Genomic DNA, 13196 nt, shown 5'->3' on the forward strand with positions numbered 1-13196 from the left:
CGCTCCATCAAAAAATCTGATGCCCCGGGCGCGCCGCGCTTATCAGTCCGGCAGCCGGGCCTGCCACAGGCCCGCCAGCACCAGCTTGCGCGTTTCCTGCACCAGGGTGTCGATCACCACCTGGGTGGCGGCATCGACCACCCGGTCCGCCGCGGTCGCCAGCGTGTAGCAGCGCTGCAGCTGCGGCGCGGCCACGCGCGCCACCACCCAGTCCTTGCGCTGCGGGTGGGCGCTGTCGGCCAGCGAGCAGGCCGGCGTGAAAGTGAAGCCCGCGCCGCATTGGTAAAGCGAACGGATGACGCGCGCCGAGTCATGTTCATGCACCACGTTCAGCCCCACGCCCAGGCGGCTCGCGGCTTCCTCCACGGTCTGGCGAATCGAGAAGCGGCGCGACTGCAGCACCAGCGGCAAGCGCGCGGCCTGGGCGAAGTCGATCTCGGGCTCGGCGCCATCTGCGCGCGTGCGCAGCAGCGCGGCCACCGTGCCGTCGGCGTCATGGCCGCAGACGAAGATCGATTCGCAGGCCAGCGGCGTGCAGCGCAGCCCGTCGAGCTGGGGTGTGTCCACGAGGATGCCGACATCGGCGCGCCGGTCGAGCATGGCCTTGCGCACCATGAGGCTCAGGTCATCGAGCACGAACACGCGGATGCGCGGATGGCTGCTCTTGAGCGCGGCCAGCACCGGCCCCAGCAGCAGCGAGGCCAGCAGGAAAGGCGCGGCCACCGTCACCGAGCCTTCGGGGCCCTGCGGCAGGCGCTGTATGCGCTCGCGCACCGCGTCGGCGTCCGAAAGCAGGCGGCGTGCATCCTCGTACAGCTGCAGGCCCGCAGGCGTAGGCGTCACGCCCGCGTGCGAGCGGTCGAAAAGCCGCGCGCCCAGCTCGGCCTCGAGCTTCTTGATCTGCGCCGTGAGCGCGGGCTGGGCGACATACAGCGAGCCCGCGGCACGCGACAGGCTGCCCGCTTCCAGCACGGCAATGAAATAACGAAGAGTGCGCAGGTCCATGGCCGCCACTCTACCGCGCGCCATTTTTTAGCCGCTAAAAAAATGCCGGCAGCGCCCCGCCATGCACCTCAATCGATCTTGATCCCCGCGGTCTTCACGACCTCGGCGTACTTCTTCAGATCGGCCTGGATCTGCTGCGCGAACTCGGCGGGCGTGTTGCCCACGGCGGTGATGCCCAGCTTGGCCAGGCGCTCCTTGACCGCAGGCTCGTTGACCACCGCATGCAGTTCGCGCTGGATGCGCTCGACGATGGGCCTGGGCGTTTTCGCCGGCGCGAGCAGGCCTATCCACGAGATCGCCTCGAAGCCAGGCAAGGTTTCGGCGACCGTGGGCACATCGGGCAGCGAAGGCAGGCGCTGGGCGCTGGAGATCGCAATCGCGCGCACCTGCCCTTTTTCAATGAAAGGCAGTGCGCCGGCCACGGCGGTGTAGAGCATGGGCAGCTGGCCGCCGACCACATCGGCCAGCGCCTGGCCGCCGCCCTTGTACGGCACGTGCAGGAAGTCCGCGCCGGTGCGCACCTTGAGCATCTCGGCGGCAATGTGGGGCGTGCCGCCCGTGCCCGAACTGCCGTACGACAGGCCGCCCTGAAGGCTCTTCGAATAGGCAATCAGCTCGGCCAGTGTCCTGGCCGGCACCGAGGGGTGGGTGACGATCACGAGTGCCGTATCGCCGATCTTGCTCACGGGCGCGAAATCCTTGACGGTGTCGAAAGGCACCTTGGCAAAGACATGCGGGTTGATCACCAGCGTGCCGTCGAAGCCCAGCACCAGCGTGTGGCCGTCGGGCGCGGCGCCGGCCACCGCCTGCGTGCCGATGTTGCCCGAGGCGCCGGGCCGATTGTCGATCACCACCTGCTGGCCCAGCCGCGCGCCCAGGCGCTCGGCCACGACGCGCGCGCCGGTGTCGGTCACGCCGCCGGGCGTGAAGGGCACGACCAGGCGTATGGGTTTGCTCGGGAAGTCCTGGGCCATGGCCGGCGCGGCGCCAAGCGCCAATCCACTGGCGGCGGCCAGCACCAGCCAGCGGCGGCGCGGGGCGTTGAGGGTAGTCGTCATGGGTCTTGTCTCCGTTGTGTTGTTGTAGGGATCTTCAGCGCGCCCAGCGCTTGTCGAATTCCCAGACGTCCTCGAAGCCGATCAGGCTGCAGAACTCCTGGAAGTCGAACAGCGGCACCTCGGGCGTCTGGCTGACGCCGGTGTTCTTCAGCTGGGTCAATGCGCGCTCCATCGCCGCGGCCGCGGCCAGGCTGGTGAGCGAGGGGTAGATGGCCAGCGCGAAGCCGATTTCCTCCAGCACCTGGGCGGGCAGGATGGGCGTCTTGCCGCCATCGGCCATGTTGGCCAGCATGGGCGTGTCGAACGCGGCGCAGGCCCGGCGCATCTCCTCCTCGGACTGCGGCGCCTCGAAGAACAGGATGTCGGCGCCGGCTTCGGCATAGGCCTCGAGGCGACGCATGGCCTCGTCTACGCCCAAGGAGGCGCGCGCGTCCGTGCGCGCGATGATGAGGAAGTTCTTCTTGTCCTCGCGCGCCGCGGCCGCGACCCTGATCTTGTCGACCATGTCCTGCGTGGGCACGCAGCGCTTGCCCGGCGTGTGGCCGCACTTCTTGGGAAACTCCTGGTCCTCGAGCTGTATGGCGGTGATGCCGGCCGCCTCGTAGCCGCGCACCGTGTGGTGCACGTTGAGCAGCCCGCCGTAGCCGGTGTCGGCATCGGCAATCACCGCGCCCCGGCTGGTGCGCGCCAGCGTGGCCATGCGGTCGAGCATCTGCGTATAGGTGGCGATGCCCGCGTCGGGCAGGCCCAGGCTGGAGGCAGTGAGCCAGTAGCCCGTGCCGTAGACGATGTCGAAGCCGACCTTGTTGGCGACGCTCGCGGCAATCATGTCGTGCAGGCCGGGAGCGACAATGAATTCACCGCGCTCGAGCTTCTCGCGGAGTATGGGATGGGCCATGCCTGCTCACTCCGCCTTGATGCCGCCGCGCTGCGCGACCTGGGCCCACTTCTTCGTTTCGCTGGCAAGGAAGCTGCGGAACTCGGCCGGCGGCGTGAGCATGATGTCGGCGCCCTGGTCGTGCATCTGCTTTTGCACCACCGGGTCCGAGCTGACCTTCTTCAGGTCCTGGTTGATCTGCGCGACCACGGGCGCGGGCAGGCCAGCCGGGCCGAACAGGCCGTACCAGCTCAGCGACTCGACGCCGTCCAGTCCCGCCTCCTTGAACGTCATCGCGTCGGGGAACAGCGCCATGCGGCGCTCGGCGGCCACGCCCAGCACGCGCAGCGCGCCCGAGCGCACATGCGGCAGCGCCGTGAGCACGCTGGTCACGCCCATGGGCAGATGGCCGCCGATGATGTCGACCATGATGGGCGCGCCGCCCTTGTAGGGCACGCCGGTCAGCTTGAGGTTGCCGGCCTGGCGCAGCAACTCGCCGGTCAGGCGCGTGAGCCCTTCGGAGTAGCCGCAGCCCAGCTCCTCCTTGCGCGCCGCGGCCAGCAGATCGGGCAGGGTCTTGTAGGGACCATTGGCCTGCACCACCAGCACCGAGGGCGAACTGGCGATGTTGGTGATGGGCGTGAAGGCCTTGTCGGTGTCGTAGGGCAGCGATTTCATCAGCACCGGATTGATCGCATGCGAGCCCACCACCAGCATCAGCGTGTGGCCGTCGGGCGCGGCGCGCGCCACCGTGCTCGAGCCGATCACGCCATTGGCGCCGGTGCGGTTTTCCACCACCACCGACTGCCCCCATAGCTCGGTCAGGCGCTGCGCCATCAGGCGGCCGACGATATCGGTGCCGCCGCCGGCCGAGTACGGCACCACGAGGGTCACCGGCTTGGCCGGATACTTGGCGGCTTGCGCCAGCGCATTGCCCGCCGTGCCCGTGGCGGCCAACGCGGTGAGCCCGGCCAGCAGCTGGCGGCGGTTGGGATGATGGAAGTTCGGGTTCATTCTTGTCTCCTGGTTGTTGTCTTATGTGTCTTGAATGTCTCAGCCGCCTTGGCGGCGCAGCCAGGTGATGGCGCGCCCGCCCAGCGGTCTTTGCAGCCTGTGCTGCGCGAAATCCACGGCCGCCAGCAGCCCGGGCAGCGCGATGCCGCTGGCAAAGCCGCTGCGCTCGGCCATCAGCACCAAATCTTCGGTCGCCACATTGCCAGCGGCGCCGGGCGCGAACGGGCAGCCGCCTATGCCGCCGACGCTGGCATCGAAGCGGCGCACGCCGGCTTCGAGCGCGGCCCAGGCATTGGCCACGCCCATGCCGCGCGTGTCGTGCAGGTGGACCGCGAGGCGCTCGATGGGCACCACGGCGCGCAGCGCCGCAAACCGCTGCTTGACCTGGCCGGGCGACGCCGAGCCTATGGTGTCGGCAATGACGATCTCGTCGGCCGCCGCCGTATGCATGCGCGCCGCCAGGCGCAGCACTTCATCGAGCGGCGTCTCGCCCTCGAACGGGCAGTCGAAGGCCACGGCCACATAGGCGCGCGTGCGCAGGCCCAGCGCGCGCGCCGCGGCCAGCGTCTGCTCGCTCACTTCGCAGGCCTGGTCCAGCCCCATGTTGATGTTCTTGCGGTTCATGGTCTCGGAGGCCGAGAGCACGACGGCGATCTCCCGGGCGCCGGCCGCGTGCGCGCGCTCCAGCCCCTTGAGATTGGGCACCAGCACCGAAGTGCGCAGCGCGGGCAAGCGCGCCTGCACCTGCACCAGCAGTTCGGCGGCGTCGGCCATCTGCGGCACGGCCTTGGGCGAGACAAAGCTCGTGGCCTCGATGCTGCGCAGGCCGGCGGCGACCAGCAGCTCGATCAGCCGCAGCTTGTCCGCGGTGGCCAGGTGTATCGCCTGGTTCTGCAGGCCGTCGCGCGGCGCGACGTCGGTGATGTGGATGGCTTCCCGGACGTTCATGCGATCGCCCCTTCGGCGCGCAGCGCCTCGAGCCGGTCGGCGTCATAGCCGACGAACTCGCCCAGCACCTGGCGCGTGTTCTCGCCCAGCTCCGGCGGGCAGGTGAAGGCCCGGGACTTGTCGGCGCCCGACAGCTTGATCGGGTTGCCCGGCATGCGCACGCGCGCGCCGCTCTTGAGCGGCACCTCGACCACCATGTCGCGCGCCAGCACCTGGGCGTCATTGAGTGCCTGCTCGAAGTTGTTCACCGGGCCGCAGGGAATGCGCGCCTCGCGCAGCCGCTCCAGCCAGTGCGCCGTGGGCCGCTGGCGCAGCGCCGCGCTCACCAGCGCATCGATCTCGGCCTTGGCCGCCAGGCGCACCGGCTGCTGGCGATACTCGGGCTTGCGCAGCGCCGGCAGGTCGATGAAATCGACGAAGCGTTCGAAGAACGGGTCGCCTATGCAGGCAATGATCACATGGCCGTCGGCCGTGGGATAGCTGTTGTAGGGCACATGCACGAAGTGGCCGTTGCCTATGCCTTCGGGCACATGGCCCGACAGCAGGTGCATGGTGGCCATGTAATTGAGCAGCGAGATCTGCGCGTCGAGCATGGAGATGTCGACATGCTGGCCCCTGCCCGTCTGGTCGCGTTCGACCAGCGCCGCCAGCACGCCCATGGCGCCAAAGACGCCGCCGCCCAGGTCGCCGATAGGAATGCCGCTGCGCGTCGGGCCGCTTTCGGGCGTGCCGGTGATCGACATGCCGCCACCCATGGCCTGCACCACCTGGTCGAAGGCCGGGCGCTGGGTCTGCGGCCCGGTCTGGCCGAAACCCGTGACCGAGCAGGTGATGATGCGCGGATTGACCTGGGACAGCGAGGCGTAGTCTATGCCCAGGCGTGCGGTCACGCCCACGCTGAAATTGTCGAACACCACGTCGGCCTTGCGCACCAGGTCGAGAAACACCGCCTTGCCGGCCGGGGTCTTCAAATCCACGCAGACGCTTTGCTTGTTGCGATTGAGCGTGAGGTAGTAGGCGCCCATGCCGTCGCGCGAGTAATGCGGGTCGTTTTCCAGCAGGCGGCGCGTGCCTTCGCCGCTGCCCGGAGGCTCGACCTTGATGGTGCGCGCGCCCAGGTCGGCCAGCAGCATGGTGCCGTAGGGGCCCGACAGCATGTGCGTCAGGTCCAGCACGGTGATGTGTTCAAGTGCCACGTTCGATGTCTCCGGAAGTTTGGCGAATGCCTTGGCAGCAGCAAGAGCCGCGCCAGCCACGGCAGCGATCGCAAGTGATTGATTCACAAGGAATGGATGCGCTGCCGCCGACTACCCAGCGTCGCACTGCGACACCACTGAAACAAGAATATGTTTCAATGCAACATGACCGGCAACCGAACTTCCTCCCCGCTTTTTCCCGCGCCCATGCGCAGCGGCCCGCTGCCGCGCCTGTGCTTTCTGAGCTACCGGCAGATCCGCGGCTTCGCCATGCCGGTGGTCGCGGAGTACACGGGCCGCGCCGAGATCACGGTGCTCGACGGCACCTTTGGCGACGCGCTGGCGATTGCCCGCGACCGGCTGGAGCGCGGCCTGGTCGACGCCTTCGTCAGCGCGGGCTCCAACGCCAGCATCCTGCGCGCCGGCCTGCAGGCGCCGGTCGCCACCATCCAGCTGACCGGCTTCGACCTGCTGCAGGCGCTGATCAAGGCGCGGCGCATCGCCAGCCGCGTGGGCGTGGTCATGTACGGGCAGACCATTCCCGAACTCGACGAAGTCAAGGACCTGCTCAACATCGAGGTGGTGCAGCACGCCTATCGCACGCCCGAGGACGCACGCCAGCGCTTCGAGCAGCTGCGGCGCGAAGGCTTCGAGGTGATCGTCGGCTCCAGCCTGGTGGTGGAACTCGCCGAACAGGCCGGCCTGCACGGGCTGCTGGCCTATTCGCTGGGCAGCGTGCGCAAGGGCTTCGAGGACGCGCTGGAGCTGGCGCGCGTCGCGCGGCTCGAAGCCGGCCGCTACGAGCAGCTCAACAGCGTGCTGCACAACCTGCAGGAGGCGGTGCTGGCCGTGGACCGCGACAACCGCGTGATCGCGGTCAACCCGGCCATGCAGCAGCTGCTGGGCCCGGCCCACGCCCGCCTGCTGGGCCAGTCGCTGCAGGCCATAGAGCCCGAGCTGTCGCTGCAGTCCACGCTGGACAGCGGCCAGGTCGAGCGCGCCGTGGTGCAGCGCTTTGCGCAGCGCGACTGGGTGGTCAACCGCACGCCGATACGCGAACACGGCGAGATCGCCGGCGCGGCGCTGACGCTCTACGACGCGCGCGCCATCCAGGAAGCCGACACCAGCCTGCGCATGCAGCAGGGCCGGCGCCAGAGCGCGGCGCGCCACCGCTTCGCCAACCTCATCGGCCAGAGCCCGGCCTTCGTGCGCGCCGTGCAGACCGCGAAACGCTTTGCGCGCACCGACCTCACGGTACTGATAGTCGGCGAGAGCGGCGTGGGCAAGGAGCTGTTCGCGCAGTCCATACACAACGACAGCGTGCGTGCCGGCCGGCCGTTTGTGGCCGTCAACTGCGCGGCCTTTCCGGAAGCCCTGCTGGAAAGCGAGCTGTTCGGCTACGAGGAAGGCGCGTTCACCGGGTCGCGGCGCGGCGGCAAGCGCGGCCTGTTCGAGGCGGCGCACACCGGCACGCTGTTTCTCGACGAGATCGGCGACATGCCGCTGCAGCTGCAGACGCGGCTGCTGCGCGTGCTGCAGGAGCGCGAGATCACGCGCCTGGGCGCGACGGCGGCGATTCCTGTCGATGTGCGCGTCATTGCCGCGACGCACCAGCCGCTGGACGGCATGATTGCCGAGCGGCGCTTTCGCCAGGATCTGTTTTACCGCATCAACACGCTGCGCCTGCCGCTGCCGCCGCTGCGCGAGCGCCGCGAAGACATCGCGCCGCTGGCCCTGGTCCAGGTAGAGCGCTGCCTGCAGCGCCTGGGCGCGCGGCTGGAGCCCGAACGCGCGCTGGCGCCGCTGCTGGCGCGCCTGTGCGCCTACGACTGGCCCGGCAACATCCGCGAGCTGGAAAACCTGGGCGAGCGCATAGCGGTGTTTCTCATGCAGTTCGAGCGCATCGAAGACATACGCTACGCGGAACTGCAGCATGACCTGCCGGAAATCTACACCGCTGCCGCGCCCGAAGCCACCGACGGCCCGGCCCTGAGCGCCGCGCGCGTGGCCGCGGCGCTGCAGGCGCAGGGCGGCAACCGCCAGGCCGCCGCGCGGCAGCTGGGCGTGAGCCGCTCCACGCTATGGCGCTGGCTGCGCGAGCATGGCGGCGAGGCAGCGGAAATCACTGCTCTTCGCAATACCAGCGGTCGTCGCCCAGCATGACCTCCTGATGACCGCGGCCCGCGGGCATCATGGGATAGCAGTTTTCCTGCGCGGCCACCTGCACGTCGAGAAAGAACGGGCCGTCATAAGCCAGGCACTCGGCCAGCGCCGCATCGAGTTCGTGCGGCTGGTCCACGCGGCGCGCGCCCCAGCCAAAGGCGCGCGCCAGCGCGACGAAATCGGGCAGGGCTGCGTTCCAGCTGTGGCTCAGCCGGTTACCGTGGTTGAGCTGCTGCCATTGGCGCACCATGCCCATGTAGCCGTTGTTGCACAGCACCAGCTTGACCGGCGTGCGATGCTGCACGGCGGTGGACAGCTCCTGGATGTTCATCAGCACCGAAGCGTCGCCGCTGACGCAGACCACGGTCTTGTCGGGATGCGCGATCTGCGCGCCTATGGCCGCGGGCAGGCCATAGCCCATGGTGCCGGCGCCGCCCGAGGTGAGCCAGCGCCGCGGCCGTTCTATCGCCAGGTGCTGGGCGGCCCACATCTGGTGCTGGCCCACGTCGGTCGACACGATGGCGTCGCGGCCGGCGAGCTGGCCGCGCAGGGCGCGCATCAGCTGCTGCGGCAAGATGGTGGTCTCGCCCGGCGTGAAGCCCAGGCAGTCGGCGGCGCGCCAGCGGTTGATGCGCTCCCACCAGGGCGCGAGCTGCGCTGCGGGGCGCGGCGGCGGCAGCAGCGCCGTGAGCGCTTCGAGCACCGCGCCGCAATCGCCCGCCAGCGCCACATCCACCGCAATCACCTTGCCGATGTTGCCCGGATGGATGTCGATGTGGATCTTGCGCGCGCCCGGCGCGAAGTCGCTCAGCCGTCCCGTGATGCGGTCGTCGAAACGCGCGCCCACGCAGACGATCAGGTCGGCGTGGTGCATGGCGAGATTGGCCTCCACCGTGCCGTGCATGCCCAGCATGCCCAGGAACAGCGGGTCCGACGCCGGCAGCGCGCCCAGGCCCATGAGCGTCAGCGTGGTCGGCAGCTGCCAGTCGCGCGCCAGCGCGGCAAAGCGCTCGCAAGCGCCCTCGCCCGCATTGATCAGGCCGCCGCCGCCATAAAGCACGGGACGCTGGGCGCCGGCGATCAGCGCGGCCGCGGCCAGCAAGGCTTGGCGGCTGGGCAGCGCCGCAGCAGCAGGCGCCGTCGGCAACGCGGCGGGGGCCCGCGCATCGACGCGCTGCAGCTGCACATCTTTTGGCACATCGAGCAGCACCGGACCGGGCCGGCCGCCCAGCGCGATGGCCACCGCTTCGCGCACGGCTTCGGCGATGTCATTGGCGTGGCGCGGCTGGTGGTTCCACTTGGTCACGGGCCGCGAGATGCCCAGCGCATCGCATTCCTGAAAGGCCTGCGTGCCGATCACGCCGCTGGCCACCTGGCCGCTGATGCACAGCACGGGCACGGAGTCGCTGATCGCGTCGAGCAGGCCCGAAATGGTATTGCCCACGCCAGGCCCCGAAGTGACCAGCACCACGCCGAGCCGGCCCGTGGTGCGCGCATAGCCTTCGGCTGCATGCACCGCGGCCTGCTCGTGGCGCACCAGCACATGGCGGATCGCGGGCTGGCCGTGCAGCGCGTCGTACAGCGGCAGCGCCGCGCCGCCGGGGTAGCCGAAGATGGTGTCTATGCCGCAGGCCACCAGCGTGTCGAGCAGGGTCTCGGCGCCATTGCGCGCGCTGCGCAGTGACGTGGTGGATGGATTTTCGAGAGTGTCGGTGTTCATATGCAGATTTTTCCGCTTATGAAGCAAAATTGGCTTCTTTTTTCGGGCACAAAACCATGGCAACTCCGAAAACCATTCGGAAAAACTCTGCAGAAGAAGAAAAACCACCGCTCCACTTCGACAAGCACGATCTGGCCATCCTGCGCGAGCTGCTCGAAGACTCGCGCCGCACGCTGCAGGAGATAGGCGCAGCGGTGAAGCTCTCGCCCACCACCTGCTGGAGCCGCATCAAGCGCCTCGAAGCCGAAGGCGTGATCAAGCAGTACCGCATCGAGCTAGACCGCGCGCGCCTGGGCTACCACGACACCGTGATCGTCCAGCTCACGCTGGAGAGCCATACCGACGAGACGCTGTTCGAATTCGGCCGCGTGCTGGCGCAGATCCCCGAAGTGCTGGAGGCCTATCTGGTCTCGGGCGACTACGACTATTTCATCCGCATCGCCGTCAAGGACACGCGCGACTACGAGCGCCTGCTGCGCGAGCAGCTCTACAAGATTCCGGGCATACGGCACAGCAAATCGAGCTTCGTGCTGCGCGTGCTCAAGGACTCGCACGCGCCGCTGCTGCCCTAGGCATCGTCCGCTGCCCGGCTTTTCTTGGCCATGGCTATGGATAAACCCGATTTCCAATGGCCTGCCGGGCTGCCAGACTCCTGATCCATTGCGCGGCGCATCTTTGCCAGCCGACGCCAGAAAGAGCTGCATGCGACTGATCAAAACGCTGGCCGGACAACAGGCGCTCAAGGAGCGCCAGGGCAAGCTCACTTTGCGTCAGCGCACGGCTTTCATTCTTTTCGACGGCAAGCGCAGCGTGGCCGAGGTGCTGGCCGCCACTGCGTCCATGGGCATCACCCAGCAGGACGTGCAGTCCATGCTGGACCAAGACCTGCTCGAGCCCGCCCCGGGCAACGAGCCGGCCGCCGAGCAGCCAGCAGAACCCGTGGCGCAGCAGCCGCCCGACAGTGGCCGTAGCGAACAGGAGCGCTACCAGGCGGCCTATCTGATCGCCACGCAGATCACCGGCAGCCTGGGCTTGCGCGGTTTCCGGCTGAATCTGTCGGTCGAAGCCGCAAGCGGCTTCGACGGCCTCGTCGCGCTGGCACCCAAGATCCGCGAGGCGGTGGGCGATGCCCGATACGAACGCCTGCGGCTGGCGCTGTTCGCCTGAAGCCTATCGTCATTTGCCGACGGCTTGGCGCTGCCGGCTAAACCCGGCCCGCTCTCAGCGGCGCCGCGGATGCTCCAGGAAAAAGCGCAGCATTTCCTGCGAGGCATTCACGCCGCGCGGGTCGGTATGGCTGCCGCGCGCATCCCCGCCGGCCCAGGCATGGCCGGCGCCGTGCAGCATCCATTGCTCGACCAGCGTGCTCGAGCCCCCAGGCTGCGAATCTGCGGCAGCATAGAGCGTGCGCGTATACCGCTGGCCCGCAGCCGACTGCCCGCTTTGCACCTCGCGCGCCGTCTCGCCGGGAGCGTGACCGCGCGCGGCCAGCGTCACCTGCACCAATTGCTCGGCATTGCGCGCGGCCACGGTACGGTCCGCATCGCCATGAAAGACGATCAGCGCGGGCAGGGCCTGCCCGGCGGGCATGGGTGCCGCGGGCGCCGGCGGCAGCTTGGCACCGCTCTTCATCGCCGACAGCGCGCCCATCACGTTGCGCGCCGCGCCGGGCTGCAGGCCCGAATGCACGCCCACCGCGGCAAACACATCGGGATACTCACGCCCCAGCAGCGCGGCCATCGCTCCGCCCGCGGACAATCCGGCCACGTAGACACGCCGCTCGTCGACCGGGTGGCGGCGCATCACGTCGCGCACCATGGCCACCAAGGTCGCGGGCTCGCCCGCGCCGCGCAGCTGATCCTCCGGACGAAACCAGTTCCAGCAGCCCTTGGGGTTGGCCTGCTGCGCTTGCGCGGGATAGAGCACCAGGGCATTGGCCGTCTGCGCTACGCCATTCATTGCGGTTCCCGTGGCAAAGTCCTGCGGATTCTGCGTGCAGCCATGCAGCATCAGCACCAGCGGCATGGGCTGCGCCGCGGCGCTTGCGGCGCCCGGCGGCACATAAAGCCAGTAATGGTCCTGGGGCGCACCGCCAGGCGCCGAGAACGCAATGCGTTCAAAGCTGCCCGGAGGCGGAGCATCCGCAGGCTGGGCGACACCCGCCGCATCCGCCCGGGCACGCGGCCCGGCCCGGTCAACGACTTCCACATCCTGCACATCGGCCGCATGTCCCGGCCCCGCATGCCAGGCGCGCTGCGCGCGCGCAGGGGAAGCCACGGGGTCCGCAGCGCCTGCCGCCGCGGCTGAAGCCGTCGGCCAGCTGGCGGTTCGCGCGCCCAGGGCGCGCTGAATGGCCTGCGTGGCCTGCATCAGCTCGCCGCGCTGTATCAACGGCGCGGTGGTCGCGAGCATCTGCTTGAGATCGATGTTCCAGTCCATGGGAAATCCTTGAGCGGGCATCGTGCCCGAATGAGTGAAGAGGCCCATGCGCCCGCAAAGCGAGCGCGCAGGATGAGTCCGGTCAGCTTTTGCCGCGGTGGACTGGGCCGCTTGTCACCTGCCTCTATTGCTGACAGCGCCGCAGGCAAGACGGCGCCGCCCTCTCTTGACGAAAGCGTTATCAGTGGATGCGCCCGGCCAGCGCGGCCTTGACGCCAGGACTGGCCTGAAACGCACCCAGCACGGTGACCGAAGCAATCGTCGCCTGCGCCAGTTCGGGCGAAACATCGCCATCGATGGACGCCAGCCCCAGAACGCGGATATCGAGCTGCTCGCCCGCCGCCTGGGCGGCGCGCAATTCAGCGCTGCCAAAGCGTTGCAGTCCCAGCACCAGCATCTTTCGGGCCACCATTTGCCGCACCGTATCGGCCTGCGCAGTCAGCTGATTGCGAATGGCCGTGCGGATGAAGTCGGTGCGGTTCGCATACACCCCCTCGGCCACCAGCAAATCGATATGGCCCAGATCGACAAAGCCCAGATTGATGGTGATCTTTTCGGAGTCGCCCCCTTTGGCGCGGGTCGGCAGCCCATCGTTCATAGCAATTTCCTTGATTTCACCATCCACATGGATGGTATCTGGAGTTATTTTGCCTGAATTCAAGCCTTGTGGCATTTTTCCCGCTATGAATTCTTGTCGCCGCTGCGCACGTAGGTCTGCGCCTCGTCCTGGGGCTGTGCCATGAACTGCTGGCGCAGGCTGGCTCGGGCGAACCTTC

General features: G+C 68.5%; 12 protein-coding genes. 3 read left to right on the top strand and 9 right to left on the bottom strand.

Annotation, left to right across the window (positions count from 1 at the left end; all coding sequences use genetic code 11):
* Nucleotides 1-42: 42 nt before the first annotated feature.
* From RR928_RS04555 to RR928_RS04580, 6 genes are all read right to left on the bottom strand, one after another.
* On the bottom strand, nt 43-1005 hold the full coding sequence (locus tag RR928_RS04555; protein ID WP_332681611.1) for a LysR family transcriptional regulator: 963 nt from the start codon (nt 1003-1005) through the stop codon (nt 43-45).
* A gap of 68 nt (nt 1006-1073) precedes the next feature.
* Nucleotides 1074-2063 carry a Bug family tripartite tricarboxylate transporter substrate binding protein gene (locus RR928_RS04560; RefSeq protein WP_332681612.1) on the bottom strand — a complete coding sequence of 330 codons (990 nt, stop codon included), beginning with the start codon at nt 2061-2063 and terminating at the stop codon, nt 1074-1076.
* 34 nt (nt 2064-2097) lie between these two features.
* Entirely contained in the window at nt 2098-2961 is an 864-nt protein-coding gene (locus RR928_RS04565; protein ID WP_332547561.1) for an isocitrate lyase/PEP mutase family protein, read from the bottom strand.
* A gap of 6 nt (nt 2962-2967) precedes the next feature.
* On the bottom strand, nt 2968-3954 hold the full coding sequence (locus RR928_RS04570; RefSeq protein WP_332534168.1) for a tripartite tricarboxylate transporter substrate binding protein: 987 nt from the start codon (nt 3952-3954) through the stop codon (nt 2968-2970).
* A 39-nt stretch (nt 3955-3993) separates the two neighbouring features.
* Nucleotides 3994-4902 (bottom strand): hydroxymethylglutaryl-CoA lyase, encoded by a 909-nt coding sequence (locus RR928_RS04575; RefSeq protein ID WP_332534169.1) that lies wholly within the window; start codon nt 4900-4902, stop codon nt 3994-3996.
* Entirely contained in the window at nt 4899-6098 is a 1200-nt protein-coding gene (locus RR928_RS04580; RefSeq protein ID WP_332534170.1) for a CaiB/BaiF CoA transferase family protein, read from the bottom strand. The genes RR928_RS04575 and RR928_RS04580 overlap by 4 nt, the downstream gene beginning before the upstream one ends.
* A 207-nt stretch (nt 6099-6305) precedes the next feature.
* Here RR928_RS04580 and prpR point away from each other — a divergent pair, with 207 nt between their 5' ends.
* Complete coding sequence (gene prpR / locus RR928_RS04585; protein WP_332534171.1) at nt 6306-8261, top strand: propionate catabolism operon regulatory protein PrpR; 1956 nt, start codon at nt 6306-6308, stop codon at nt 8259-8261.
* Here the strand turns inward: prpR and ilvB are convergent.
* Nucleotides 8221-9981 (bottom strand): biosynthetic-type acetolactate synthase large subunit, encoded by a 1761-nt coding sequence (gene ilvB / locus RR928_RS04590; RefSeq protein WP_332547558.1) that lies wholly within the window; start codon nt 9979-9981, stop codon nt 8221-8223. The two genes, prpR and ilvB, sit on opposite strands and share 41 nt — an antisense overlap.
* A gap of 56 nt (nt 9982-10037) precedes the next feature.
* On the opposite strand from ilvB, the gene RR928_RS04595 reads away from it, so the two are divergent.
* Nucleotides 10038-10553, top strand: a complete 516-nt coding sequence (locus tag RR928_RS04595) for an Lrp/AsnC family transcriptional regulator (RefSeq protein ID WP_332534173.1) — start codon at nt 10038-10040, stop codon at nt 10551-10553.
* A 130-nt stretch (nt 10554-10683) separates the two neighbouring features.
* Nucleotides 10684-11148 carry a hypothetical protein gene (locus RR928_RS04600; protein ID WP_332534174.1) on the top strand — a complete coding sequence of 155 codons (465 nt, stop codon included), beginning with the start codon at nt 10684-10686 and terminating at the stop codon, nt 11146-11148.
* 54 nt (nt 11149-11202) lie between these two features.
* Here RR928_RS04600 and RR928_RS04605 read toward each other — a convergent pair whose 3' ends face one another.
* The gene (locus RR928_RS04605) at nt 11203-12420 is read right to left on the bottom strand and encodes an extracellular catalytic domain type 1 short-chain-length polyhydroxyalkanoate depolymerase (protein WP_332681616.1); all 1218 of its coding nucleotides are present in this window, start codon (nt 12418-12420) and stop codon (nt 11203-11205) included.
* 181 nt (nt 12421-12601) lie between these two features.
* A complete protein-coding gene (locus tag RR928_RS04610) occupies nt 12602-13018 on the bottom strand; it encodes a CopG family transcriptional regulator (RefSeq protein WP_332534176.1) in 417 nt (138 codons plus the stop codon).
* Nucleotides 13019-13196 lie beyond the last annotated feature (178 nt).

It is taken from the genome of Comamonas sp., from assembly GCF_036666375.1.
Classification (GTDB): Bacteria; Pseudomonadota; Gammaproteobacteria; order Burkholderiales; family Burkholderiaceae_C; genus Comamonas.

Coding starts and splice junctions, on each gene's coding strand:
- ilvB (WP_332547558.1), bottom strand. CDS start 9,981: ATGAACACCGACACTCTCGAAAATCCATCCACCACGTCACTGCGCAGC.
- RR928_RS04610 (WP_332534176.1), bottom strand. CDS start 13,018: ATGAACGATGGGCTGCCGACCCGCGCCAAAGGGGGCGACTCCGAAAAG.
- RR928_RS04565 (WP_332547561.1), bottom strand. CDS start 2,961: ATGGCCCATCCCATACTCCGCGAGAAGCTCGAGCGCGGTGAATTCATT.
- RR928_RS04570 (WP_332534168.1), bottom strand. CDS start 3,954: ATGAACCCGAACTTCCATCATCCCAACCGCCGCCAGCTGCTGGCCGGG.
- prpR (WP_332534171.1), top strand. CDS start 6,306: ATGCGCAGCGGCCCGCTGCCGCGCCTGTGCTTTCTGAGCTACCGGCAG.
- RR928_RS04600 (WP_332534174.1), top strand. CDS start 10,684: ATGCGACTGATCAAAACGCTGGCCGGACAACAGGCGCTCAAGGAGCGC.
- RR928_RS04555 (WP_332681611.1), bottom strand. CDS start 1,005: ATGGACCTGCGCACTCTTCGTTATTTCATTGCCGTGCTGGAAGCGGGC.
- RR928_RS04575 (WP_332534169.1), bottom strand. CDS start 4,902: ATGAACGTCCGGGAAGCCATCCACATCACCGACGTCGCGCCGCGCGAC.
- RR928_RS04560 (WP_332681612.1), bottom strand. CDS start 2,063: ATGACGACTACCCTCAACGCCCCGCGCCGCCGCTGGCTGGTGCTGGCC.
- RR928_RS04595 (WP_332534173.1), top strand. CDS start 10,038: ATGGCAACTCCGAAAACCATTCGGAAAAACTCTGCAGAAGAAGAAAAA.
- RR928_RS04605 (WP_332681616.1), bottom strand. CDS start 12,420: ATGGACTGGAACATCGATCTCAAGCAGATGCTCGCGACCACCGCGCCG.